At 33.0% G+C, this 26,226-nt stretch carries 27 protein-coding genes; 6 read left to right on the top strand and 21 right to left on the bottom strand.

The features are described 5' to 3' along the window. Nucleotides 1-65: 65 nt before the first annotated feature. From H600_RS22940 to H600_RS0114600, 3 genes are read right to left on the bottom strand one after another with little or no spacing between them, the layout of a single operon-like run. Nucleotides 66-230, bottom strand: a complete 165-nt coding sequence (locus H600_RS22940; RefSeq protein WP_157509929.1) for a hypothetical protein — start codon at nt 228-230, stop codon at nt 66-68. A 12-nt stretch (nt 231-242) separates the two neighbouring features. After that, nucleotides 243-401: a hypothetical protein gene (locus H600_RS22935; protein ID WP_157509928.1), complete on the bottom strand. Its 159-nt coding sequence runs from the start codon at nt 399-401 to the stop codon at nt 243-245. Nucleotides 402-405: 4 nt separating this feature from the next. Further along, on the bottom strand, nt 406-852 hold the full coding sequence (locus H600_RS0114600; RefSeq protein WP_026729484.1) for a hypothetical protein: 447 nt from the start codon (nt 850-852) through the stop codon (nt 406-408). Nucleotides 853-1,012: 160 nt separating this feature from the next. Here H600_RS0114600 and H600_RS22930 point away from each other — a divergent pair, with 160 nt between their 5' ends. Then, the gene (locus H600_RS22930) at nt 1,013-1,189 is read left to right on the top strand and encodes a hypothetical protein (protein WP_157509927.1); all 177 of its coding nucleotides are present in this window, start codon (nt 1,013-1,015) and stop codon (nt 1,187-1,189) included. On the opposite strand, the gene H600_RS0114590 is transcribed toward H600_RS22930, so the two are convergent. Continuing rightward, the gene (locus H600_RS0114590; RefSeq protein ID WP_026729483.1) at nt 1,190-1,651 is read right to left on the bottom strand and encodes a hypothetical protein; all 462 of its coding nucleotides are present in this window, start codon (nt 1,649-1,651) and stop codon (nt 1,190-1,192) included. Nucleotides 1,652-1,827: 176 nt separating this feature from the next. On the opposite strand from H600_RS0114590, the gene H600_RS0114585 reads away from it, so the two are divergent. Next, a complete protein-coding gene (locus H600_RS0114585; protein WP_026729482.1) occupies nt 1,828-2,169 on the top strand; it encodes a hypothetical protein in 342 nt (113 codons plus the stop codon). 285 nt (nt 2,170-2,454) lie between these two features. Then, entirely contained in the window at nt 2,455-3,282 is an 828-nt protein-coding gene (locus tag H600_RS0114580) for a hypothetical protein (protein WP_026729481.1), read from the top strand. Nucleotides 3,283-3,451: 169 nt separating this feature from the next. Here H600_RS0114580 and H600_RS0114575 read toward each other — a convergent pair whose 3' ends face one another. The 4 genes from H600_RS0114575 to clpB form a co-directional block, all read right to left on the bottom strand. Continuing rightward, nucleotides 3,452-3,763 carry a hypothetical protein gene (locus tag H600_RS0114575; protein WP_026729480.1) on the bottom strand — a complete coding sequence of 104 codons (312 nt, stop codon included), beginning with the start codon at nt 3,761-3,763 and terminating at the stop codon, nt 3,452-3,454. 6 nt (nt 3,764-3,769) lie between these two features. Then, the gene (locus H600_RS0114570; RefSeq protein WP_026729479.1) at nt 3,770-4,639 is read right to left on the bottom strand and encodes a hypothetical protein; all 870 of its coding nucleotides are present in this window, start codon (nt 4,637-4,639) and stop codon (nt 3,770-3,772) included. A 291-nt stretch (nt 4,640-4,930) separates the two neighbouring features. Continuing rightward, entirely contained in the window at nt 4,931-5,071 is a 141-nt protein-coding gene (locus H600_RS22925) for a hypothetical protein (RefSeq protein WP_157509926.1), read from the bottom strand. 106 nt (nt 5,072-5,177) lie between these two features. Beyond that, nucleotides 5,178-7,775 (bottom strand): ATP-dependent chaperone ClpB, encoded by a 2,598-nt coding sequence (clpB, locus tag H600_RS0114560; RefSeq protein ID WP_026729478.1) that lies wholly within the window; start codon nt 7,773-7,775, stop codon nt 5,178-5,180. A gap of 205 nt (nt 7,776-7,980) precedes the next feature. Here clpB and ytxJ point away from each other — a divergent pair, with 205 nt between their 5' ends. Next, nucleotides 7,981-8,370, top strand: a complete 390-nt coding sequence (gene ytxJ, locus H600_RS0114555; RefSeq protein WP_026729477.1) for a bacillithiol system redox-active protein YtxJ — start codon at nt 7,981-7,983, stop codon at nt 8,368-8,370. A 193-nt stretch (nt 8,371-8,563) separates the two neighbouring features. Here ytxJ and H600_RS0114550 read toward each other — a convergent pair whose 3' ends face one another. Both H600_RS0114550 and H600_RS0114545 read right to left on the bottom strand, forming a co-directional pair. Then, a complete protein-coding gene (locus H600_RS0114550) occupies nt 8,564-9,730 on the bottom strand; it encodes a hypothetical protein (RefSeq protein WP_026729476.1) in 1,167 nt (388 codons plus the stop codon). Then, complete coding sequence (locus H600_RS0114545) at nt 9,727-10,725, bottom strand: DUF2157 domain-containing protein (protein WP_026729475.1); 999 nt, start codon at nt 10,723-10,725, stop codon at nt 9,727-9,729. Before H600_RS0114545 ends, H600_RS0114550 begins: the two co-directional genes overlap by 4 nt. Before the next feature lie 227 nt (nt 10,726-10,952). On the opposite strand from H600_RS0114545, the gene H600_RS0114540 reads away from it, so the two are divergent. After that, on the top strand, nt 10,953-12,272 hold the full coding sequence (locus H600_RS0114540) for a pectate lyase family protein (RefSeq protein ID WP_026729474.1): 1,320 nt from the start codon (nt 10,953-10,955) through the stop codon (nt 12,270-12,272). Between the two features lie 83 nt (nt 12,273-12,355). On the opposite strand, the gene argH is transcribed toward H600_RS0114540, so the two are convergent. The 10 genes from argH to H600_RS0114490 form a co-directional block, all read right to left on the bottom strand. Continuing rightward, nucleotides 12,356-13,636 carry an argininosuccinate lyase gene (argH, locus tag H600_RS0114535; RefSeq protein ID WP_026729473.1) on the bottom strand — a complete coding sequence of 427 codons (1,281 nt, stop codon included), beginning with the start codon at nt 13,634-13,636 and terminating at the stop codon, nt 12,356-12,358. 185 nt (nt 13,637-13,821) lie between these two features. Next, nucleotides 13,822-14,892 carry a M20 family metallo-hydrolase gene (locus H600_RS0114530; protein WP_026729472.1) on the bottom strand — a complete coding sequence of 357 codons (1,071 nt, stop codon included), beginning with the start codon at nt 14,890-14,892 and terminating at the stop codon, nt 13,822-13,824. Nucleotides 14,893-15,182: 290 nt separating this feature from the next. Further along, nucleotides 15,183-15,956 (bottom strand): acetylglutamate kinase, encoded by a 774-nt coding sequence (gene argB / locus H600_RS0114525; RefSeq protein ID WP_026729471.1) that lies wholly within the window; start codon nt 15,954-15,956, stop codon nt 15,183-15,185. Between the two features lie 100 nt (nt 15,957-16,056). Next, nucleotides 16,057-17,010 carry an N-acetylornithine carbamoyltransferase gene (locus H600_RS0114520; protein WP_026729470.1) on the bottom strand — a complete coding sequence of 318 codons (954 nt, stop codon included), beginning with the start codon at nt 17,008-17,010 and terminating at the stop codon, nt 16,057-16,059. Nucleotides 17,011-17,099: 89 nt separating this feature from the next. Next, nucleotides 17,100-17,858 (bottom strand): glutamate 5-kinase, encoded by a 759-nt coding sequence (gene proB / locus H600_RS0114515; protein ID WP_035108667.1) that lies wholly within the window; start codon nt 17,856-17,858, stop codon nt 17,100-17,102. Between the two features lie 102 nt (nt 17,859-17,960). After that, nucleotides 17,961-19,154 (bottom strand): glutamate-5-semialdehyde dehydrogenase, encoded by a 1,194-nt coding sequence (locus H600_RS0114510; RefSeq protein WP_026729468.1) that lies wholly within the window; start codon nt 19,152-19,154, stop codon nt 17,961-17,963. Between the two features lie 85 nt (nt 19,155-19,239). Beyond that, nucleotides 19,240-20,379, bottom strand: a complete 1,140-nt coding sequence (locus H600_RS0114505) for an aspartate aminotransferase family protein (protein WP_026729467.1) — start codon at nt 20,377-20,379, stop codon at nt 19,240-19,242. A gap of 86 nt (nt 20,380-20,465) precedes the next feature. Continuing rightward, nucleotides 20,466-21,443, bottom strand: a complete 978-nt coding sequence (gene argC / locus H600_RS0114500) for an N-acetyl-gamma-glutamyl-phosphate reductase (protein ID WP_026729466.1) — start codon at nt 21,441-21,443, stop codon at nt 20,466-20,468. Beyond that, nucleotides 21,436-22,629 carry an argininosuccinate synthase gene (locus H600_RS0114495; RefSeq protein ID WP_026729465.1) on the bottom strand — a complete coding sequence of 398 codons (1,194 nt, stop codon included), beginning with the start codon at nt 22,627-22,629 and terminating at the stop codon, nt 21,436-21,438. The genes argC and H600_RS0114495 overlap by 8 nt, the downstream gene beginning before the upstream one ends. Before the next feature lie 55 nt (nt 22,630-22,684). Continuing rightward, on the bottom strand, nt 22,685-23,332 hold the full coding sequence (locus H600_RS0114490; RefSeq protein WP_026729464.1) for a GNAT family N-acetyltransferase: 648 nt from the start codon (nt 23,330-23,332) through the stop codon (nt 22,685-22,687). Between the two features lie 202 nt (nt 23,333-23,534). Here H600_RS0114490 and H600_RS22920 point away from each other — a divergent pair, with 202 nt between their 5' ends. Continuing rightward, nucleotides 23,535-23,702 (top strand): hypothetical protein, encoded by a 168-nt coding sequence (locus H600_RS22920; protein WP_157509925.1) that lies wholly within the window; start codon nt 23,535-23,537, stop codon nt 23,700-23,702. Nucleotides 23,703-23,805: 103 nt separating this feature from the next. On the opposite strand, the gene H600_RS0114475 is transcribed toward H600_RS22920, so the two are convergent. Then, on the bottom strand, nt 23,806-26,073 hold the full coding sequence (locus H600_RS0114475; RefSeq protein ID WP_026729463.1) for a M1 family metallopeptidase: 2,268 nt from the start codon (nt 26,071-26,073) through the stop codon (nt 23,806-23,808). Nucleotides 26,074-26,226: the final 153 nt, after the last annotated feature.

Genomic DNA, 26,226 nt, shown 5'->3' with positions numbered 1-26,226 from the left:
ACTATTAAGTATTAATTGCACATAATAAATGCTCAAAAGTTAACTGAATTTTTGAGCATTTATTTCTATCTTTTTGGTCTGTCACCAGCTCCCAGACCTTTTTTGTCAATCTTACTCCATTGTTCTTTTGTAGTATGTGAGCGCTCCTGTAGAGAGCCATTTGCATTTTTCCCGCTTTGATTGCTTTCTTTGCCTTTATTTCCCGATTGATTTTTGTCCTTATCACTCATGTTTTTCAATATTTAATCTCTCTTAGGCCTAGTTCCTGAGCCTTGACCTTTTTCTATTTTTTGTCCTTGCTCCGTGCCAGTTTTTGTACGTTCTTGAGAACTACCATTGCCACTGCCACCATTGCCACTGCCACCGTTTCCATTTCCAGATCGGCTTCTGTCTTCACTCATAAAATTATTGTTTTAAATTAATAAAGAGAATTATCAGTATTATTGCTGTTGTTAAACTTAAAAATGATAAACCATTGAAAGCCCTAGTTAGAAAATTAAAAACTGCTTTTTGGCAATCAATAGATTTATGCGTACCCTCTTCTTCCTTACCTTTTACTTCTTCAATAAGTATCCTTGTACATTTAATATCAAGTTTATTAGCATAATATCCTGTAATTTGAGATAATAAATTTACGATTAAAGCTGAAGAGAAAAAAATCCAAGCAATGTCTACTAGGGTTTTATCAGCATTTTTAAAATTTTCGTATAAAGTTCCACTTAAGGCTAAACCGCCACTAGATAATGAAATAATTAGTATATCAAACCGTTCTAGAGAATATTTTACACGCCCTTCCGCAGTAGTAATATATTCTTTTAAATCGGTAATGTATTTTTTGTCTTTTTTATTCATATAAAAATTGAAAATTTTTCAAATATAATAAAATAGGCACAAAAATTTATGCGGATTTTTTTGACAAGTTATAATTATAGACAAAAGGTGTTTTTACTCGGTAAAATGCACAAAAAACAAGAAAAATTAAGTCTTATAAATATTATAAAAAATATAAACCATGAAACGACTATCAAAACATATGAAAGAATCACTAGATAATGAGGCGATAAAGAATGTTTTCCCTCAAAAAACTATAGGTGAAGAATTGGATACTTTGACTAGGATGGCTCCAATAAATAAAACTGAAAAGAAACAGACAAAATCTCTAATTGATTCGGTTATTAGTGGGGGTTAATTACCATTGATTTTTGCAACATTTTCCATAAGCTTTATTTACGATTGAGTCTTCGAATTTTTGAATGTAATTTATTATTCTTTCTCTTTCATCATCAAATAATTCATTACCATGCTTATCAATAATCCGTCCACAAAAACCACATCTATATGCCTCTTCACCATCAGATAAATCAAAATTCTCTTCATAATACACAGGATGTTCAAAATCATCATCATTGATAATCCCAATCCTGTTAAGAGGAACTTTATTAGAGTTGTCTTCCGAGATTAAAACACCAAGTAGATAATATGGTATTTCAATACTTTCATTATAAAAATCCAAATACTCCAATACTATGTCATCAAAATTTTGACTATTTAAAAGAATGATTCTGTCTTCACTTAATTTTAAATCAAGAATACAATCTCTTATTGTTTTTAAAGTAATTTTTTGACCAATATATTTAACTTCTGGTTTCATAAATATAAAATTGATTTAGCGCAATTTACTAAAATTAAATGTATGTGATTTTTAAAGTTATAAACTTCGAATGTTAGATTCTCTATAATAAAACGAATAGAAATGTTTATAACTCACTTTTTTAAACGAGCAGAAAAAGATTACTTTTATCAAAACTAAAATAACTATATCTTTTTATGAAGACAACTCAATTTTTTATTGATAAAGCTGAATCATTTTTAGTAGAATTACGTTCATTTGAATTAGTTCCCTACAACCTAGATTCAATTACAGATGATATTTATAAAGATCCTCTTGAAACAGACAATAGGAATTATACAATACAGTCACAAGATTTAAAAGAGATTAAATTTCAAATGAATTTGATGTTTACAGAATTTGATAATGGAAAATTATTTGAAGAAAGATTGAATAATTTTACATCAGCAGACTGGTTTAGTAATAAACCATTACTAAACCATTTAATATTACTAAATGAGTTATTTATTGATTTTCTAGAGGAATATAGAAAAGAATAAAAAGATTAAGATTATGAATATTCATTGTTCCACGTCCTCCTTTTTATTTATTTTTGTATTATAAAAATATTCGTACTTAATTACGTTATTGCTAAATCCGAATTACCACTCTGAAGCTCAACCGCTTCTCGATTTAACAAGCAAATAATGTATGTGAGGTGCGCCGTCATGGCGTGGCTTTGCATCATTGCTTGTTTAAGGGTGTGGTAATCCTGGATTTAGTGTGGTGTAAATGTCCACGCTTATTTTTTGTATTAAACATTTATAAATCCTAATTACCACACAATGAAAAAGCACTACCAAAAGTACTGTATGCATTTCGCGTACGTCATTATTTCCATCTCTACATTTTTATTCACTACACAGGTTTTTAGTCAAGGAAAACTCAAAATCAATCCAGAATTTTCCAAACAAATCATCGAAAAGTACAAAGTAGAACCTTTCGAAATTTTCCCCGTTAAGATTAAAGAAACTGAAAATAAACCAATTATATATGTGATGGAAGATAATCACATTGATATAGATTTATTATCAGGAGATTTTATCAAATTACCTGATAATTATATGCTTACAACTAAAGAAATTCCCAATAGATTCGTAAAAAATCAGTTATTTACGGAGAAAGATGAGGGCTATGAAAATTTAGGTGGCTCTTTTGAAAGATTTCCAATTCTTAAAAAAGTAAGCACAAATGAATTGTTTTATTTTATGTCTAATCGATTTGTTGGTCAATTAGAAATTGAGTTTGAGCGTGCTAATTTTAAAAATCTCGGAAATACTGCTGAATATAAAACATGGAAAACTAATTACTTAACTTTACTACAATCAGCACAAACAAATGTAAACGCTTGCAATGCTATAATTAAGAAACATACTTATTTGAATAGATTGGGTCAAAAAAGGTATGATTCTACAACATTTACGAAACAAGAAAAAGTCAGCTTTAATCAAAATCTTGATTCATTAAATGAGAAATTAAAAAAGATTGGAGATTTGGAAGATGAACGTGATTTTCTAAATTTTTATAACAACAGAGTATCGAATGTCGAAGCAACAAAATCTTATGCATTATCGACATTTTATAATAGTACGAGTATAAAAGTTATTAAATAGATTCAATAAGTTTATTTTAAATACAACAAAACCTGTCAAATGTGACAGGTTTTGTTTGTATAGCAGATTGATTTAATTTTTAAATAATTATCAAGACTTAACATTTGAATGGTACAAATAATAATCATGGATCTTCAAATGATGCATTATTGATTTTGATTTTTATATCCTACGGATGTGACGCTTGAGTATATTCTGGAAAATATTTAGAAATATCAACACCATTGTAAAATGCAACACATGTTATTGAACCATCCTCATTAAGATTTACAACTCTACCAAGTTCAATTTCTTTTTGATCAATTAGAGAAATCAAGCGATTTTTTGCCAAACTTTCATTTACTGTAGCAAAAGTATCTTCTCCTTGCGTAGGATTATACCCAGCAATTACTACATCAGTACCAGTTGATTCTTTCCAGTTCCAACCTTCCAGTCTTACTTTATTTCCTGATAATATTTCTTTAACCCTAAATAGAGCCATAATTTTTTATTTATTGTTAAACGGTTTTGTCACAGCATCATCTACATCTACAATTTCATACTTTTTAGAGGTACTTGGAAAATGAGAAGGACGTAAGTCGTGTCCATGTTCTTCTAACATCGGTTTTGCTTCTATTACAGTACAAACTATTCCCCATAACCGCCTTATAGTTGAAAAAAACAATAACAAACTAATACATAAAAAATATGCTTCAATATGTATTTTCACATACTTATCTTCAACATTAAACCAGTTATTGGATATGCAAAAATAAACTAATAGTGATACTATTGCTAAAGGTACTAAAAACGATAACCATTTTTTCATATTATTAATTACCCATTCAGTTAAACCTTCTTTAAATTTAGGGATTTTTATTTTAATAAATATGATTATTACAATTATAATTAGTGCAATTGTATGCAGAAGTATAAAGACTGATCCAATATTTTTCACAACCTCAATCTTGCACATATTAAAAATATCTTCTTTTATAACCGCATAAATCATCACATAAACTAACGATAGAAAAAGAGGGATAAAAATCCATTTGATTTGTTGCTTCAATTCAAAATAGTACAAACTTCTACTTAGCTCATTTGTGGCATGATGTTGTTTTCGTAGACGTTCTTTTTTGAATTTTTCTTTTAATTTTGTAGAATCCACTCCTAATTTTTCGACCGCTTCAAATGACTTATCAATATTTGCTAATTCATTTTTCATTAATAATTCGAATTGTACTTCTTGAGTTCTTAGTTTTTCCTTAAGTATAGCAATACCTTTGAAAAATACAGGAAATAATAATGTAACAGTCGGAGCTACGAACCCTAGTACAGCAATTATTAGTTTTAAGTAAATATCTACAACAGTTGTCAATTCCTATTAATTTTATACTGTAAATATAGAAATTTTATGAAATGATTTTTATTTATACATACTTTTTTGATTAATTAAACAATTATTTCTTATGTTAAGTGCTGAATTAATGTTTTAAATTATTTAATTACAAGTATATAGGCTTATAAATAGATATTGCAAATATTTGTACAGTATTCATAACTATATGAACAAATTTAGTGTTTCTTAGTCATGAGCATTCACAAAATTTTAATAAAAATTTATATAATTACAATCAGAGTTAGTTTTAGAAGCAAAATAAAACCGTCCTTACTCAGACGGTTTTTCTTTTTCTACAGATTCGTCTTCATTAACAACTTCTTTCTTGTCAATTTGATTTTCTATAACTGTTTGTTGTTCTTCTTTTGTTTCGCTAAAACTTTCTTGAATATGGTTTGAAAGTGTTTTCATAGTATATTTGTTTAAATATTTATATAGTATATATAATTAAACAATATTCAGATTGTCATTTTTAGCTTAAACTAAAATGGTATACTGGGTATATCATTATCAAAATTTATTTAGCTGTCTGGTTTCTAAAGACCAACTTGCCATCGAAAGCATCTAATAAAATGATGCTGTCTGTTGTTATGTTTCCTGCCAAAATTTCTTTTGACAATTGATTCAATACTTCTCGTTGAACCACACGTTTCACTGGTCTAGCTCCAAAATGCGGGTCATATCCTTTGTCGGCCAAGTAAGCAATCGCTTCTGGAGTTGCGTCCATTGTAATGCCTTGCAACGCCAGCATTTTGGTAACGCTTTTTAATTGCAGACTTACAATTCTTGAGATATTCTCTACTGTAAGTGGCGTAAACATTACAATTTCGTCGATACGGTTGATAAACTCAGGTCGAACTGTTTGTTTTAACAATCCTAGAACTTCGTTTTTGGCGGCTTCTGTTGCTGCTTCAACTCCGCCTTTTAGATTTTCAAATTTCTCCTGAATAATGTTACTTCCCATATTGGAAGTCATAATGATAATCGTATTTCTGAAATCAGCCAGACGACCTTTGTTATCTGTTAAACGTCCTTCATCTAAAACCTGCAATAAAATATTGAACGTATCTGGATGCGCTTTTTCGATCTCATCTAAAAGCACAACAGAATAAGGTTTTCTACGAACAGCTTCCGTCAACTGACCACCTTCATCATAACCTACATATCCTGGAGGCGCACCAACTAAACGGCTCACACTGTGGCGTTCTTGGTACTCACTCATATCGATGCGAGTCATGGCGTTTTCATCATCAAAAAGATATTCTGCCAAAGCTTTTGCCAGCTCCGTTTTACCTACTCCCGTTGTTCCTAAGAATAAGAATGATCCAACAGGTTTTTTCATATCCTGTAAACCGGCACGGCTTCTGCGAACAGCATCGCTCACGGCTTCTATAGCTTCTTCCTGACCCACTACGCGTTTGTGCAATTCGTCTTCTAAATGCAATAGCTTTTCTCTTTCTGTCTGAAGCATTTTGGTAACCGGAATTCCTGTCCATTTTGCTACAACTTCTGCAATGTCTTCTCTGGTTACTTCTTCTTTGATTAAAGAATTTCCAGATTGGAATTCTAACAATTGCTTCTGCAAAGTTTCCTGACGTTCCTGTGCTTCTTTTATTTTACCGTAACGAATTTCGGCTACTTTTCCGTAATCGCCGTCACGTTCTGCACGTTCTGCTTCGTATTTAAAGTCTTCTATTTCGTGTTTCACAGCCTGAATTCCGTCAACGATATCTTTTTCCTGTTTCCATTTTGCATAGATTTCGTTTCGTTCTTCTTTTAGGTTGGCCAATTCCATACCTAAAATTTTCAGTTTGCTTTCTTCTTTTTCACGTTTTATGGCTTCGATTTCGATTTCCAACTGCATGATTTTGCGATCCAAAACGTCTAACTCTTCTGGTTTTGAATTGATTTCCATACGAAGTTTAGAAGCTGCTTCGTCCATCAAGTCGATTGCTTTATCAGGCAGGAAACGATTTGTAATATAACGTTGCGAAAGCTCAACTGCTGCAATAATTGCTTCGTCTTTAATCTGAACTTTATGATGCGTTTCGTATTTCTCTTTGATTCCACGTAAAATCGAAATCGCACTTTCGGTATCTGGTTCATCGATTAATACTTTTTGAAAACGTCTTTCAAGCGCTTTATCTTTTTCAAAATATTTTTGATATTCATCTAAAGTTGTAGCTCCAATTGCTCTCAACTCTCCACGAGCCAAAGCTGGTTTCAAGATATTTGCCGCATCCATTGCGCCTTCTCCTCCACCCGCTCCTACAAGCGTGTGAATCTCATCAATAAACAAAACGATATCTCCATCTGCCGCTGTAACTTCTTTTACAACCGATTTCAAACGTTCTTCAAATTCTCCTTTGTATTTCGCTCCGGCAATCAAAGCTCCCATATCTAGAGAGAAAACGATTTTATCTTTTAAGTTTTCTGGAACGTCTCCGTCTACAATTCTGTGCGCTAAACCTTCTGCAATAGCAGTTTTACCAACTCCGGGTTCTCCAATTAACATTGGATTATTTTTTGTTCTACGAGTCAGAATCTGCAATACACGACGAATTTCTTCATCACGACCGATAACTGGATCTAGCTTTCCAGTACGTGCTAATTCATTTAGGTTTTTAGCATATTTGTTTAAAGAATTATACGTTTCTTCAGCTGAAGCTGATGTTACTCTTTCGCCTTTACGTAATTCTTCGATTGCTGCTTTAAGACCTTTTCCCGTAACGCCCTGATCTTTTAAGATTTGAGAAACTTTACTTTTTGAGTCAAAAATAGCCAAGATTAAATGCTCGATCGAAACGTATTCGTCGTTCATTTTCTGAGCGATGATTTCTGCTTCATTCAAAGCTTTATTTGCATCTCTAGAAAGCATTACATCTCCACCAGAGACTTTTGGAAAACTCTGAATTGTACTGTCCAAAATTTGAAGAAACAACGGAACGTTTACATTTAATTTTTTCAAAATAAATGGCGCGACGTTTTCATCTACTTCAAAAATGGCTTTGAAAATGTGCTCATTTTCAATTTGCTGTTGACCATTTCGTTGCGCTAATTGCTGCGACAACTGAATGGCTTCCTGCGATTTAATAGTAAATTTGTTAATATTCATATTTTTTTGATTTGATTGATTTTTTACTTAAAATATTCGATTACACTAAAGTTACAATTTATTGAGATACATTTTTAACTCAAATAATCTAACTTTGCATTCAAATAGACAAATTATATTCCATAGTAAAAATAACGACAAAATGACCTAGAAATCATGATTTTTATCAGATTTAGCTGTCAAAAAGTCATAAAACAAGCCAAACATGAGTTTTTTTAATTCAATCTTCGGAAGTTCAGAGAACTCAGAAGCCCCTAAAAGTAAAGTAAACTGGAACGAATTAACAGACACACTTCAATTAATGGAAATTGAGGCCATTTCAAATGAAAAGCCAGTAGTAATTTTCAAACATAGTACAAGATGCAGCATCAGCCGTATGGCTTTAAAACAATTTGAAAGAGAATATGATCTTGAAGGTGAAGTTGATGCATATTTCTTGGATTTAATTGCGCATAGAGATGTTTCGAACGAAATTGCTAGCAAATTTGGAGTTTACCACGAATCGCCTCAATTGATTTTAATTAAAAACGGAAAAGCAGTTTACGATGTTTCACACAGCGATATTGATGCTGAGGCTTTGAAAAGCAAAGTATAGTTTTTTTTGTCGCCACGAATTCACGAATTTTAAATATAGCCCGTGGTTTCAACCACGGGAAACGCATTTTGTTGCTATAATATGTCCCTGCAGTTGAAACCGCAGGCTATGTTTTTATTATAATTTCTTAATAACAATTTAGTTTATTTATCAAAGCCGCAAATGTATTTCCTTTAATTTGTGGCAAAATAATTTAAAAACTTCCTCCAGATCCACCTCCACTAAAACCTCCACCTCCGAATTCCATTGGAGAATCTTGTGGTTTTACTTCCGGCTTCATTCCAAAAGTTGATGCAACCACTAAAGCTTCTGCATTTAAAATAGCATCTGAATGATTGATTCTATCCGGTTTGAATGTTAAACCGCTTTCTTGTTCTTTTAATTTTCGAATTGAAAAATACGCTATTGCGAATAAAACAAGTCCGCCTAAAGTCAATGCAACTTCTATTGGCAAAACCGCGTAATAAAATCGAATAGTGTAGATTGAAAATCCAATTGCTAAAAAACTGATCCAAAGCATAATTCTGTCTTTTGTTCTTAAAGCTTGAACCAAATACATAATTGGAACCATAAAAGTAAAAGCATAAAAGAAAAATGCAAACGGAATATCTGTTCCTGGTTTTACCTCCGTCCCTAGAAGTTCGGCTGAAAGTTCTCTTACTACCAAATAATTACATGAAAGATAAAACAGCACCAAACAAAAGCTATTCGCTAATAAAAGACCATTATAATAATAGCTTTCAGTTAATTTATCAATTAATTTCCTTGTCAAAAAATAGAAAAATCCAGCAAAAATCATAGCTACGAATGGTAGAATTGCTTTTGCAATTTCACCAAACTCAAACATTTGGAAAAATAAAAATGCGGTAATCGTTACACAAAAAACCAACATCGAAATCAAATGCAAGTATCTAACAAACATGAAAATTGCTGTTGTTGCTATAAAAAAAGCTATCACAGATCTATTTGCTTCTGTAGAAATTCCGATAGCAAATCCAACGTTTAAAATGGTTCCTAAAATAAATGCATCATCTAATCCGTGGTTCCGAAAATTTTGTTTTGCCAATAATTCGGATCCTACAAAACCAACTGCAGCAAAAATATAACAGCAGATATCAAAATAGGCATTCTCGGCATTCATGCCAACAACAGAAATGGCACCACAAATTGAACTATATAAAAAACTACCAAGTAAAAAGAAACCACTTCGAACCAGAGCATTATCCTGACTTTTAAAAACAGGCAATTCTTTTTTAATAAATTTCTTTTGTTCTTTGCTTATAAAACCGCCATTGCATAAAGAAGCCGCTTCATCAACTAAAATTTCATTATCTAATATTTCTTTATCGTATACTATCATTCTGCAATCTCTTTATGAAAGTTTTTAATCAGTTTTACAAACATTACAATTGAGCCTATAAAATAAGCCGGCAGTAGGAAAATGAATAATTCCCAAATATCAGAGAAATCAATATCTTCAAAAATTCTAAATAAAAATATATTCCCGCCGATGTAGGCATAGACAATCATAAAAACATACAAAGACATCGCTTTCATTTCATGACTAATCTTATAAAAATAAAAAGTCGAGCCTGCTAATATACCTGCGAAAATCAGCCAAATTAAACTATCATGATGCAGTAAATTACTAATTGCTGCAATACTGATAATATGCAAAGCAAAAGTTAGAAAAACTAAACTAAAATGCATTTTTAATGAAATTCGGTTACTGTAAATTGTCCATAAAATCAATAAAACTCCCAATATTACTGCAGAATAACTCAGACTTTCACTTGCATAAAAATCATTGTTATTTAATAAATCCTGAGGTGTAACCGAGAGCCCAACGTAAGCTGCCAAACCCGTAATGGCAATAGTCAGAACGCTTCTATTATCAAAATAATAAGCGCAAAAGAAACTTACTATTGTTGGAACCAAAGTTGCCAATCCGTAGTGTTCTCCAAAAGGTTTGTATTGAAACTGCAGATAACCAATAAAAATACAAGTCAAAATATTGGCCAATAAAACCAAATATTCTAAAACCGGGTGTTCAAATTGTGTTTCTGTTTTTTGAAAACCCTTCGAATTCTTGAAACAATAAAAAAAACAAACTACAATTACGGCTAAAAGAAGCGAAAGAATCGCAATGTGTCCAATTGAATCAATATTTTCATAAATCAAAATTCCGATTCCAGAGGTAAATAATAAAACAGATAAATAAAGAAAAAGTCTTAATTCTGTATTTAAAGAAAAAATATTCAAGCTGCGATAGGCAACTATTTCCTCATATTGCTTTTCACTAATCAAATTCTTTTCCAGAAGCTGTTTCGTATTCTGGCTGTCAAACTTATTCATATGCTGTTGTATTGAAAGTCATTCCAAAAATAATGCTTTTTTGATTCAACAAATTATAATTGTAAAAATAATCTCGCTAAAAAATATAGCTATGTTTTTAAAATTTTAATTGAATTAAAATTTTCCTGTAAAAAGAATCAATTAAATTTTAACTAATTACAAGTATGTAATCGATTACATTTTTATTATATATTTGCAGTACAAAACCACTTAATAAACCATAAAAAATGAAATCAAAATTAATTTTACTATTTCTGATAGTAGGCATGAATCTTATTTCGGCACAAAATTATTATATGTCAGTGCCTGAAGGATTTGGTGCCAATGCAACAGGCGGTGGCAATGCAACGCCAGTAACCGTATCAACTTATGCAGATTTAACTGCAAAACTTAAAATGACGACACCACAAGTTATTTTGATTTCTGGCACCATAAATTGCACATACACCAGTTTATTAATTAATGACAAAACCATTATTGGTCTTCCGGGTGCAAGATTAGTAAATACGGATCAAACTGCTGGGGGCTCCGGAATTTTAAATATAAAACCAGGATCAAACAACATCATCATCCGAAATTTAATTTTTGAAGGTCCGGGCGCTTATGATGTTGATGGTCACGACAACCTCACTTCGGAAGCTACAAATTTATGGGTAGATCATTGTGAATTTCAAGACGGAATGGATGGCAATTTTGATAATAAAGGAACAGCCGATAATGTAACTGTTTCGTGGACAAAATTTACTTATTTAAAAGCGCCAAAATCTGGAGGATCTGGCGGTGCAGATGATCACAGATTTTCAGATTTAGTAGGTTCTTCAAAAAGTGATGCTCCAGCTGACGGACATTATAGCATAACTTTTAAGAACTGTTATTGGGCTGAAGGTTGTAAAGAAAGAATGCCGAGAGCACGAAATGCTGAACTTCATATTCTAAACTGTTATTATAACACATCGGTTTCAGGTTCACTGGCAATTGGTTTAGGAGGCGGTAATAATAATACAACTTGTTATGTTGAAGGAACTGATTTTGCTAAAATCGGAACTGCTTTTAAAAACTACATCAGTACAGATGGCGGAACAGTTGGAATCACTTTTGTTAATTCGCTAAAGGCCTCGGCAGATTTTGGTGATGCTGTTTCAAAACCTTCTTACACATACACCACAATTCCTGTTGCAGATATTGCTGGTTATACAACAAATACCTCTTGCGGAGCCGGCGCGACTTTACAGGTTTCCGCAGATGGAAAAATCGCTTCGAACTGTTCTAATTTAGGGATTGGCGAAAAAAAAAAGTCAGATCTAAACCTTGAATATTATCCTACTATAATTGACAACCTTTTGAATATAAGATTTTCGGGTACAGAAAACGGAACAGCTTCTATTAATTTATTTTCTTCTAATGGTTCAAAAGTTTATAGCACTGAAAAAAGTGTTATTTCAGATGAAAAAATCGAATTAAACCTCGGAAATCTAGCAAAAGGAACTTACGTCTGTAAAATTCAAATAGAAAACCGAAACAAAACTTTTAAATTGGTTAAAAACTAAATTCTAAACAAATAAAAAAGGTCATTGAAAAAATCAATGACCTTTTTGCATTTTAAATCTCACTTTTCACATCTTACCAGACGTTAAAAAGCTGCTTTCATTTTATCTTTAATAGCATCAAGGCATAAGTTGTTGATACTTCCCTCATGCGTGTGTTTCGTTTCTTTTGGAGATTTATACGTTCCTGCCTCTAATTGTTCTGCAACAGCTTTGTATGCATCTCTAAACGGCATTCCTTCTACAACCATTTCGTTTAAAGTATCTACGGTAAACAAATAATCGTATTTTTTATCTTCTAAAATATGATCTTTTACTGTAATATCTTTTATTGAAAATATAGCAATATCCAAACAAGATTTTAAAGTTTGAATTGCTGGAAACAAACCTTCTTTTAAAAGCTGTAAATCTCTGTGATAACCGCTTGGAAGATTATTGGTAATTAAAGTGATTTCGTAGGGAAGCGCCTGAATCTTATTACATTTTCCTCTGATTAATTCGAAAACATCTGGATTTTTCTTGTGAGGCATAATACTTGAACCTGTTGTAAGATGTGCTGGAAGACCAATAAAATCGAAATTCTGGCTCATGTATAAACACACATCCATTGAAAATTTAGCCAACGTAGCTGCAACACTAGTCATTGCAAAAGCAACTGTTTTCTCTGATTTTCCGCGACTCATTTGAGCAGCAACCGAATTGTATTTTAAAGTTTCAAAACCTAATTCTTGTGTTGTAAATGTTCTGTTGATTGGGAACGAACTTCCGTAACCTGCAGCAGAACCTAACGGATTTTGATCTACAATTTTCAAGGCTGCATTCAGCATTGTAATGTCATCAATCAAAGTTTCGGCGTAAGCTGAAAACCACATTCCGAAAGAAGATGGCATCGCGATTTGTAAATGTGTATAACCGGGCAATAAAACGTTTTGGTGTTTTTCTGCCGATTCCATCATTAAGTCAAAAAGTGTTTTTACTTGTTCTTTTAACTCTTTTACAACGTCTTTAAGATATAAATTTACATCTACTAAAACTTGATCGTTACGAGAACGTGCGGTGTGGATTTTTTTTCCTGCATCACCTAATTTTACGGTTAGAAGATATTCGATTTTAGAATGCACGTCTTCGAAACTGTCTTCGATTTCGAAATTTCCAACTACGATGTCAGCAATAATTTCGTTTAAAGCGTCAACTAAAGAAGTTGTTTCTTCTTGTGTCAATAAACCAATCTGACCCAACATTTTTGCATGAGCAATTGAACCTAAAGCATCATATTTTGCCAAAACTAAATCCAATTCTCTATCGTTTCCGACGGTGAATTGTTCGATTTGTTTATCTGTTGGTATTCCTTTTTCCCAAAGTTTCATAAGATGTATGTTTTTTGTTTCACAGAGATACTCAAAGGTTCTCAAAGATTCACAAAGTTTCTTTTTTACTTAATGCTTCTTTTTTTCCTGAGTGCCCTAGCCCCGATAGTAGTGGAAATCCTTTTATTTTTTTCTTTAAAAAATAAAAGATTGGAACGGATAGCGGGATTAGCTCCTAAAAAATATTATAATTTAAAGAAATCGGTTAGTATTTTGATGTACAAGTCGACTCCTTCTACAATTTCATTTACAAAAATAAATTCGTCTGCTGAATGCGAACGCAACGTTTCTCCAGGTCCTAATTTTAAAGACTGACAGCTTAAAACCGATTGATCTGAAAGTGTCGGCGAACCATATGTTGTTCTTCCTAAAGCAATTCCTGCCTGAACTAAGCCGTGCGCAACTGGAATAGACGAAGCATTTAAGTGCATTGATCTTGGCGTTACTTCAGCGTTTACATTTGCTTTAACTACTTCTAGAATTTCGGCATTGGTATAACGGTCTGTTACGCGAATATCCACAACCAAATCACATTCTGAAGGCACAACATTATGTTGTTTTCCTGCATTAATCTGCGTCACGGTCATTTTCACAGGACCTAAAACATCTGATATTTTGTCGAATTTATAGTTTTTAAACCATTCCATTACCGGAATCGATTTGTATAATGCATTATCATCGTTTTGGTGTGCGGCGTGGCTTGCGGTTCCTTTTACTTTTACGTCAAGAACTAATAAACCTTTTTCGGCAACTGCTAATTGCATTAAAGTTGGTTCTCCAACAATGGCGCAATCTAATTCTGGCAAATGTTTTAAAACACTATTTAAACCATTTTTCCCACTGCTTTCTTCCTCGGCAGAAGCTACAATTACAATATTATGTGAAAGGTTTTGATTTTCGTAGAAATGTACAAAAGTTGCTAATAATGAAACCAAACATCCTCCAGCATCATTACTTCCTAAACCAAATAATTTTCCGTCTTTTTCGATTGCTTTAAACGGATCGTTTGTATATGCCTGATTTGGTCGTACAGTATCGTGATGTGAGTTTAATAAAAGTGTTGGTTTGTTTTCGTCGAAATATTTGTTGAAAGCCCACACATTATTGTTTTCTCTCTTGAAAGGAATTGCATTCTGATTAAACCAATTTTCGATTAAAAGAGCTGTTTGGTCTTCTTCACTTGAAAATGAAGGGGTTTCGATTAAGCTTTTTAATAAACTAATTGCTTCCTGGGTAAGCGTATCTATATTTTTCATTTTGTTGTGCTCTTGCCACAAAGGCGCTAAGTCGCTAAGTTTTTTTTAAGCTTTTACTTTCTTAACTAAATAATATGCGACATTTTTAATTTGCGCAAATTTCCAAAATTAAATTTTAAAAGTACTGCGCAACTCTGTTTTTTTGCCACTAATTACACGAATTTTCGCAAATTATTTTTTTGTTTTAGATTTAAAATCAAAATGAACTTTTTCATGTCTGTTTAAAATTATTTTCTCTTTTTTAAGCAGAAAAAAATTAGTGTCAATTCGTGTAATTCGTGGCTATATCTTTATAACGTAATCGTTGTGTGCGGAATGTCTGAATTTTGGAGCATTTTGTGATGCCCAATTTTGATTTTCTGTACACCTCGAGATAAACTATTGAAGCAGTTATCCAATTTTGGAATCATTCCGGAATGGATTACTTTTTCTTCTTTTAGTTTATTGTATAATGGTTCGTTGATTTCTGTTATTACAGATGAATCGTCTTCTGAATCTTGTAAAACACCTTGTTTTTCAAAACAGTATGTTAGTGTAACATCAAAAACTTCTGATAATGCAATTGACAATTCGCTTGCAATGGTATCTGCATTGGTGTTTAATAATTGTCCGTTTTTATCGTGCGTAATCGCACAGAAAACAGGAACAACTCCAGCTTCTAATAAAGTTGCCAGTAATTTGGTGTTGACTTGTTTTACATCGCCTACAAATCCGTAATCGATTGTTGGGTGATTTCTTTTTGTGGACTGAATTAAATTTCCGTCTGCACCAGAAAAACCAATGGCATTATTGTCTTTTGCCTGCAATTGCGCCACAATGTGTTTATTAATTTGTCCTGCGTAAATCATGACCACAACATCAAGCATTGGAGCATCTGTAATTCGGCGTCCGTCAATCATTTGCGGAACCAAACCAATACTCTGCGCCATTTTTGTAGCCGATTTTCCACCGCCGTGAACTAAAACTTTATAGCCTTCAATTTTAGAGAAATCGGTTAAGAACTGTTCTAATTCTGCTGGATTATCGATGATGTTTCCACCTATTTTTATTACTGATACTTGCATAAGATTCTAAGGTACTGAGATTCTAAGATACTAAGTTTTTTTTTTTGCGCAAAGTTTCTTAGCATCTTAGTAGCTTAGAATCTTAGCAACTTTAAAAAAATTATATTTTCTTAAGAATCTTTTGTAAAACTAATTGTGCTGAATACGTTCTATTATTCGCCTGTTCGATTACGATTGAATTTTCTCCGTCTAAAACTTCGTCGCTTACAATAACGTTACGACGAACTGGAAGACAGTGCATGAATTTTCCGTTGTTGGTTAAAGCCATTTTTTCAGCGGTAACCGTCCAATTTGGATCGCTGTTGGTTACTTTTCCGTAATCGTTGAAATTACTCCAGTTTTTTACGTAAACGAAATCGGCATTTTCAAACGCTTTGTCTTGATCGTATTCGATTTTGCAGTCTTTTGTTATTTCCGGGCTCAATTCATAACCTTCCGGATGTGTGATTACAAAATCCATTTCTTTTTGCAACTGCATCATTTCTACGAAAGAATTGGCTACAGCCTGAGGCAAAGCTTTTGGGTGCGGTGCCCAAGAAAGGACCACTTTTGGTTTGTTTTTATGTCTTGGTTTGAATTCTTCCATTGTAATCGCATCTGCCAACGACTGTAATGGATGACGGATAGCGCTTTCCATATTTACGATTGGCACTGTCGCGTATTTTAAAAATCCTGAAATTACAGTTTCTTGATAATCTTTTTCTTTATCAACCAAACCTGCAAAAGCACGAATTGCTATAATATCACAATATTGAGAAACCACTTCTGCCGCTTCTTTGATATGCTCTGATGCACCAGAATTCATTACGGCTCCGTCTTCGAATTCTAATGTCCATCCTTCGTTGGTAAAGTTCATTACCATAACGTTCATTCCTAAGTTCATTGCCGCTTTTTGAGTACTCAAACGCGTTCTTAAACTTGGATTGAAGAATAACATTCCAAGAGTTTTATTTTTCCCTAAACTTTGATTTTTAAGCGGATTCTTTTTGATTTTTATCGCTTGTTTTACCCATTTTGATAATGAGTTGATTTCTTTTATTGAGATATAGTTCATTTGTTTTCTTTATTAATTTAGATAATGTGATAATTAGAAAATTGGATAATTCTGTCATTTTCTAATTGACTAATTTTCTAATTGACTCATTAGATTATTTTCGTAAACGGAATTTCATTCTTTAATGCTTTTAAAATAAAATTATCATTCAGTCCATTTACAATCCAAGTTTCGATGTTTGCCGCTTTTGCGATTCCTGCCGCTTCTATTTTGGACTGCATTCCTCCTGTTCCGTGTGATGATTTTGATTCGCCGATTTCTTTTTCAAGTGACTTCAAATCATTTACCAATTTTATCGTTTCCGGAATTTCATCCTGAATTGAATTCTTTGTATAAATTCCATTAGTATTGGTTGCAATTATCAGAATATCAACATTTAGCAAAACTGCCGTTAAAGCCGCTAATTTATCATTATCTCCAAACCGAATTTCATCTGTGGCAACAGTATCATTTTCATTGATAATCGGGATGTAATTGTTTTTAACCAATACATTAATGGTATTCACAATGTTCTTTTTGGTCTGCTCTTTTTCGAAATCAGAATAAGAAAGTAAACACTGTGATGTATTTAAGCCTAAATCCTTAAAGTTTTCATTGTAAATCCGCATCAAATGAGGCTGTCCGATTGAAGCTAAAGCTTGTTTAACAAAAACATCCTTATCTTGATTGTCCAGCTTTACAAATTGTTTTGCTGCCGCAATTGCTCCTGAACTTACTATGATAAATTCATATTCATCGTTTAAAACTGCAATCTGTATTCCAAGGTCTTCAATCTTTCCCCGCGAAATATGATTGGTTTCTTTGGTTAAAGTATTACTTCCTATTTTTAATAAAATCCGTTTTTTCATCTTGTTATTTGCCACAAAGGCGCTAAGGCACAAAGTTTTTTTTTAATCTATTAAGGTGCAATTGTTTAATTATCTAATTGACTAATTATCAAATTATCTCAATTACCTAATCTGTCCTTCTCCATACACATACCATTTATTGGTTACCAAGTGCTGTAAACCAATTGGACCACGTTGATGCAATTTATCAGTACTTATGGCCAATTCTCCGCCTAAACCAAATTGTCCGCCGTCTGTAAAACGGGTTGATGCATTTTGGTAAACTGCTGCTGCATCAATCGCTTCCATAAACTGTTGCGCTGCTTTGTTATCTCTTGAAATAATTGCTGCTGAATGTCCACCGCAATATTTGTTGATTTTTTCGATAGCATTTTGCTGCGAATCAATTGTTCCGATTACAATTTTATAATCTAGAAATTCTTCATACCAAATATCTTCGTTTTCGATTGTCTTGGTATTTTCAAAATTCTCTAGCGATTTATCAACAATAACTTCAACTTTGGCTTCAATTAAAGCTTCGATTAACATTGCTGTGAAACCTTCAAAATTAGGTAGTTTAGAATCAATTAAAACTTTATCTAAAGCATTACAAGCTGATATTTTAGCTGTTTTAGCATTCAAAATTACCTTTAAAGCTAAATCTGTATCTGCTTTTTCATGAACGTAAACGAAATTGTTTCCGCGTCCGCTTACAATTACAGGACAAGTTGCATGCGCTTTTACGAACTCAATTAATTTTTCACCTCCTCTTGGAACAATTAAATCAACTTTTTGAGTTGGTTTTTCTAAAAAAGCCTGGGTTTCTGTTCTGTTATAATTCAGATATTCCACCCAGTCTTTTGAAACTCCATTTTCTTCTAAAGCTTTGTGCCAAAGACTTACGATTTTTAAGTTTGATTTTAAAGACTCTTTTCCTCCTTTTAATAAAATCTTATTTCCGGATTTAAAAGCAATTCCGCCCGCTTCGATTGTAACATCGGGACGAGATTCGTATATGATTAAAATCGTTCCGAAAGCAGCCGTTTTATTCACCACTTTTATTCCATTATCATGCGTAAAATGAAAACGTTCAACGCCAACGGGATCTTCCTGAGAAGCTAATTGGTTTAGTGATAAAATCATTTCGTCGACTTTTCTATCATCTACTTTTAAGCGTTCTTCCATCGCTAAATCTGAGCCGTCGTAATCAGCAAGATCTTCCTGATTGGTAAGGATTATCTCGTTCCGCTCCAGCTCGACCAGCTTTGCCATGGTCCGCAAAACCGCATTGCGTTTTTCAATTGATAATGGATTCATTTTTTTGGTTTAATTGGTTAATCGTTAATTCGTTTAATCGATTAACCAGTTAAACGATTAAACGAATCAACAGTTATAAGCAAACTTAGTTTTTGAGTTCTTCTAAACTTTCTTTTAAAGCTTTTACAAACGTATCGATATCCGCTTTTTTCACAGTTAATGGCGGTAAAATTCTTAATAGATTTTTATTGTTGGCGCTTCCTGTAAAAATGTGTTTTTCGATAATTAATTTCTTTCTTAGAGCTGCTACATCAAAATCAAACTCTACTCCAAGCATCAAGCCTTTTCCTTTTACTTGTTTGATGCCTTCAACTTCTTTGATTTTTTCCAAGAAATATTCATAAACTTCGTTTACATTTTTCTGTAAATCCAGTTTTTCGATTACATCTAAAACGGCAATTCCTGCTGCACAAGACAAATGGCTTCCGCCGAAAGTAGTTCCTAATAATCCGAAACTTGCTTCGAATTTTGGAGAAATTAAAATAGCTCCAACTGGGAAACCGTTCCCCATTCCTTTAGCAACTGAAATAATATCAGCATTGATTCCGTGGTGTTGAAAAGCGAAGAACTTCCCGCTTCTTCCGTATCCTGATTGTACTTCGTCTAAAATTAAAACCACATCGTATTTTTTACATACTTTTTCTAAAGCTTGAAAAAACTCAGTTGTTCCTTGGTCTAAACCTCCAACTCCTTGAATTCCTTCGATAATTACAGCTGTAACATCACCTTTAGCCAATTCAGCTTCAACTAATTCGATTTGGTTCAACGGTAGAAAAGTAACTACTTGTTGTGCATTAATTGGCGCAACGATTTTTTTATTGTCTGTAACAGCAACGGCTGCAGAAGTTCTTCCGTGGAAAGAATTATCAAAAGCTACAACTCTTGATTTTCCGTTGTGAAAAGAAGCTAATTTTAAAGCATTTTCGTTTGCTTCAGCTCCAGAACTGCATAAAAATAATTCGTAATCTTCAAGACCTGAAAGTTTTCCTAATTTCTGTGCCAATTCAACCTGCAAAGGATTCTGAATAGCATTTGAATAAAATCCTAAATGATCTAATTGATTTTTAAGTTTCGCTACATAATCCGGCTGTGTGTGTCCGATAGAAATCACACCATGTCCGCTGTATAAATCTAAATATTCTACTCCTTTGTCGTCAATGATTGTACAATCTACTGCTTTTACTGGAGTTATGTCGTATAATGGGTAAACGTTGAATAAGTTCATCTTTTTTTAGTTTTTGGTTGATTGTTGATGGTTGTTGGTTTAAGGTCGAATTCTATCAACTACAAACCAACAACTATCAACTAAAATTAAAATCCGCTTGGTTTCAAATGTAAACCTGTGGTTTCTTCTAAACCGAACATTAAATTCATGTTTTGAATCGCTTGTCCTGAAGCACCTTTGGTTAAATTATCTATAATTGATGTTATAAGAACCCGGTTTCCTTTTTTCAATAAACTAATAATACATTTATTCGTCTGTACCACTTGTTTCATGTTGATGTTTGTTGTGGTAACGGTTACGAAAGGCTCATTTTTATAAAACTCTTCATATTTGGCAACCAATTGCTCCAAACTATCATCACAAACTGTATATAAAGTTGCAAAAATTCCTCTTGGAAAATCTCCTCTATTAGGAATAAAAAGCAACTCGCTGTCAAAATCGTCTTGCAACTGAACTAAACTTTCTGAAATTTCACCTAAATGCTGGTGTTCAAAAACTTTGTAATGCGACATATTATTGTTTCTCCAACTGAAATGAGAAGTTTCTGAAAGACTTACTCCCGCTCCCGTACTTCCAGTTGTGGCATTAATATGTACATCATTATTCAGCAAATTATGTTCTGCTAAAGGCAATAAAGCCAATTGAATAGCTGTTGCAAAACAACCTGGATTTGCAATATAATTTGCTTTTTTGATTTCGGCTTTATTTATTTCAGGCAATCCGTAAATAAAATCTTTTCCTTCGAAATGAGCGTCTTTATTTAACCTGAAATCATTTCCTAAATCAATGATTTTAGTATGACTTGCAAACTGATTTTCTTTCAAAAATGAAATTGATTTTCCGTGTCCTAAACACAAGAAAACAACATTCACATTTGGATTGATTTCGGCTGTGAAATTCATTTCGATATCGCCCATCAAATCGTGGTGCGCTACAGAAAGAGGTTTTCCGGCATTTGTTGTACTGTAAACAAAATCGATGTTTACTTTTGGATGATACATTAAAATTCTGATGAGTTCTCCAGCCGTGTAGCCCGAACCACCAATAATTCCGACATTAATCATGATCTAATTTGTTTACAGATGAGAATATGTTTTGTGCATTTCCTAAAATCTTGATAAATCCTTTTGCATCGTCAGATGTCCAAGCATTGTTCATTTCTCCGTATTGACCGAAACCTGTGTTCATTAAATCGTTTTCAGATTCGATTCCGTCAAGTGAGAAATGGTATGGTTTTAATGAAACTGTTACCGTTCCATTTACTGTTTTTTGTGTGTCTTGCAGGAACGTTTCGATATTTCTCATTACAGGATCCAAAAACTGACCTTCGTGGAATAACATTCCGTACCAGTTTCCTAATTGCTCTTTCCAGTATTGCTGCCATTTTCCAAGAGTGTGTTTCTCTAATAAATGGTGCGCTTTGATGATAATTAAAGGTGCCGCAGCTTCAAATCCAACTCTACCTTTAATTCCGATAATAGTATCACCTACGTGAATATCTCTACCAATTGCATAAGCACTTGCAAGTTTTTCCAGCGCTACAATATTGTTAGATGGTTTATCTGTTTTTCCGTTTAAACCAACTAATTCTCCTTGCTCAAAATGAAGTGTTACCTTTTCTTCACCTTCTTTTTGTAACTGAGAAGGATAAGCTTCACTTGGCAATGGCTGATTAGAAGTTAAAGTTTCTTTTCCTCCAACACTTGTTCCCCAAAGACCTTTATTGATTGAATATTGTGCTTTTTCCCAAGAATAGTGAACTCCGTTTTGAGCTAAATAATCAACTTCTTCTTGTCTTGATAATTTTAAATCTCTAATTGGCGTAATGATTTCGATTTCCGGAGCGATTGTTTGGAAAATCAAATCAAAACGAATTTGGTCGTTTCCTGCACCAGTACTTCCGTGAGCGATTGCAGTTGCTCCTACTTTTTTAGCATATTTTATAGCTTCAATTGCTTGAAAAACACGTTCAGCACTTACTGATAATGGATATGTATTGTTTTTTAATACATTTCCGAAAATCAAGTATTTTATAGCTTTATCGTAATATTTATCTAAAATAGTTAAGTTGGCGTGTTGTGCGCTTCCTAACTCATAAGCTCTTTTTTCAATAGCTGTTAATTCTTCAGCAGAAAATCCTCCTGTATCTACAAGAACAGTGTGAACTTCGTATCCTTTTTCATTTTTTAAATATTTCAAACAATACGAGGTATCTAATCCTCCGCTATAAGCTAATACTACTTTTTTCATTTTTTATAATTTAGGCTAATACTTTCGTATGTAGCAGTTTGAGATTTCTTTTTGATTAAATTTTGAATAAAAAAATAAATGACAATATTTTATTTAAGAATAAAGCCTGTTTGATTTTTTTAAGTCTGCTTAAAACAGCCTCATTGAAAGGATGTCTTGGCGGTGTTTTTTGTTTTTCTTTTGGGTCGTATAACATTCCGGTGCAAAGACACATTTTGTTTTCTTTGCTTTGCAAAATTGGGAAGTTAGTACAGGTTTTACAGCCAGCCCAAAAACTTGGATCTGTTGTTAATTCTGAGAAAGGAACTGGTTTATAGCCTAATTCAGAATTGATTTTCATTACAGCCAAACCAGTTGTAATACCAAATATTTTAGCATCTGGATATCTCTTCAAAGAATAGTCAAAAACTTTTGATTTTATCTTTTTTGCCAATCCTAAACTTCTATAGTCAGGATGTACAATTAATCCCGAATGTGCCACGAATTTTCCGTGTTGCCAGCTTTCGATATAACAAAAACCTGCAAATTTCCCGTCTGCCAGAGCAATCATCGCATCACCATTCGACATTTTTTTCTGAATGTACTCAGGAGTTCTTTTAGCAATCCCCGTACCTCTTAGCAAGGCAGATGATTCTATCGTATCGCAAATTTCTTGTGCGAATTTGAAGTGTTCTTCCTGGGTAACAACAATAGAGATCTTCATTTTCAATAATTGAAGTTAGAGTTAAAAATTAAAGCATATTGATTCGTTTGAAATCCAGAATTGAATCCAATAAAATTAAGCAAAATAGAAGTAACATTCTCAAAATCAAAAACTTGATCAAGAAAATTTACAAAATAATAAATACTTTTAGGATATGTTTGTCCAATGGACAAATTATGTGATTTCAAAATGAAAAATGGATATGAATAAATATACGGCTATAAAACTCAGTGAACACTATAGAGATAGCGTCCGTACTTCGGGAGAAGTAATCGGTGAGTTTGTCCGTGACAAAGAAGTTATATGTAAACTTATTTTATTCATCGGTGCAAAAGTACATATTTTTTTTAGTTACAAAACAAAAAATTAAAATTCTAACATTTTTTTTACGTTTTGTGAATATACAGAAAAACAAAACCCGATAGTCACTAATAACTATCGGGTTTTTAACGATTTAAAAATATCTTATTTTTTTAATTCTTAGTAAACGGAATTGATTTACCATCATTCAAAATCATATCTACTGCAGTTTTAGCTTCGTTGAATTTGAATTTAACTCCTGCTCCCTTTGATTCAAATGTATCTTTTTCTCCAGCAACTGCTTTTACAGAAAACTTCGGATAATTAGTCAGCTCTGCATATAAGGCACTATTTTTCTCCGTAAATTCAATTTTAATAGGCGCTTTAGTAGTAGAATAAATTCCCAAATAAGCATCTAAAATTACATCTTTTTCAACTTTACTTTTTCCTGCAGTCCAAACATTATTTGATTCATTGAAATCAGGAAATGCGTGATCTGGATCTAACGTAATACTTTCGATTTCTTCGGTCGAATTATGCTTGAAAGACCAATCATTATTACGTTGCCAAATTTCTACAGGCAAATTAACTCTTGTCACTTTTCCGCTTTTTGTTTTAACATCTAAAACAATAGGCATTGGCATTTTATCGAAATTTTCTACTGTAATAATAACACCTTTCGAAGGATCATTTTTTACATATTTAATCGAATTAATACCTTGATCAAAACGCCAGTTGTTTACATACCAGCTTCTCCAAAACCAGCTTAAGTCTTCACCTGCAACATTTTCCATTGATCTAAAGAAATCATCTGGTTGCGGGTGTTTGTATGCCCAACGCTGAATATAAGTTCTAAAAGCAGTATCAAAACGTTCTTTTCCTAAAACTTGCTCTCTTAAAAGAACCAAACCTGCACTTGGCTTGAAATAGCACAACATTCCGATATTTGATTCCTTCATATTATCAGGAGAGCTCATGATAGTTTCTAAATCAGGACGCGTAAATGATTCTGCTTCTTCATGCAAATCCGTTGGCTGTTCTTTGTATTCTCCATTATTAAATGCTGCAGTACTCAATGAATTGATAAAAGTATTGAATCCTTCATCCATCCAAGCAAATAATCTTTCGTTTGAACCCACAATCATTGGGAACCAAATATGACCAAATTCGTGATCTGTAACACCCCATAAATCTTGTCCTTTCGATTTCCATCCACAAAAAACAATTCCAGGATATTCCATTCCCCCCTCGTTTCCTGCAACATTTGTCGCTGCTGGATAAGGATATTCGAACCATTGTTTTGAATAATGTTCAATTGCCGCTTTTACATATTCTGTCGAGCGTCCGTAAGCACCTTGACCATCACTTTCAACAGGATATGCTGATAATGCTAATGATTTCTTACCACTTGGAAGATTAATTTTAGCCCCATCTAAAATAAAAGCTGGAGATGACGCCCAAGAAAAATCACGTGCATTTTTAATTTTATAATGCCATGTTTTTTCGGTTCCTGAATTGTTTTTTGCAGTTGCTTCAACTTCAGAAGCAGTACGAATCATAACAGTTTTATCGCTGTTAGAAGCATCTTTGTATCTTTTTAGTTGCTCAGCAGAAAACACTTCTTGACCATTTAACAATTCTCCCGAAGCCACAACATAATGATTTCCAGGAACAGTAAGTTTTACATCAAAATCTCCATATTCTAAATAAAATTCAGAAGCACCTAAGTAAGGCGCCGTATTCCATCCGCGAACATCATCATACACACACATACGTGGATACCATTGCGCAATCGTAAAGATTTTTCCGTTTTTAGTCTCCAAAACCCCCATTCTGTCCGATCCTTCGAAAGGCGCAATAAAAGAGAATTCAATTTTGATTTTTACAGAACCTCCTTTTGCTGCCAATTCCTGCGGAAGGAAAATCTGCATTCTCGTGTCTGTAATAATATATTTTGCATCAACTTCTGTAGCGTTTTTTCCTGACGAAACTACTTTTACAGATTTAATTTTATTTCCCCCATCAAAAATCTGGCCTTGAGCACCGTTACGACTTCCAGCTAACGGCACAACAGCATTTCCTCTAGAATCATTTTTAAATAAATTTTGATCCAAGTTCAACCAAAGAAATCCTAATTTTTCAGGGCTATTATTTGTATATGTAATTTGATCTGTACCTACAATTTCATTTGTTGTAGCATTTAATTTTGCCGTAATTTGATAATCGGCTCTGTTTTGCCAATATTCAGTGCCTGGCTGACCGCTTGCTGTACGCGTCGAAGTTCCATTTTTAGTATAAAAATGCGGAGCAAAGGCATCGTGATAGTTATAATTGTTTACCGGATTTGCTGTTGAAGCAGGCGCGGTTTGCTGTGCCCATACAGACGAAATCCCAAAAAATAAAGCCGCGGTTAAAATGGCTTTTGCAGATTGCTTTTTCATATTTTTTAGCTGTTTATCTAGCAAATAAATGAAAAAAAATACTATTTACAGAGAAAAATCTAAGGTTAAATTTAATTTTAGCAAAATTTTATCAATTAAATAAATTAAGCGGTTTTCTTAAAAAAATAAAATTTATTCAAATACCTTTACAAC

The organism is Flavobacterium denitrificans DSM 15936 (assembly GCF_000425445.1).
Classification (GTDB): Bacteria; Bacteroidota; Bacteroidia; order Flavobacteriales; family Flavobacteriaceae; genus Flavobacterium; species Flavobacterium denitrificans.
The sequence above is the reverse complement of the archived record's forward strand: the minus strand, read 5'-3'. Positions and strand labels throughout refer to the sequence as shown.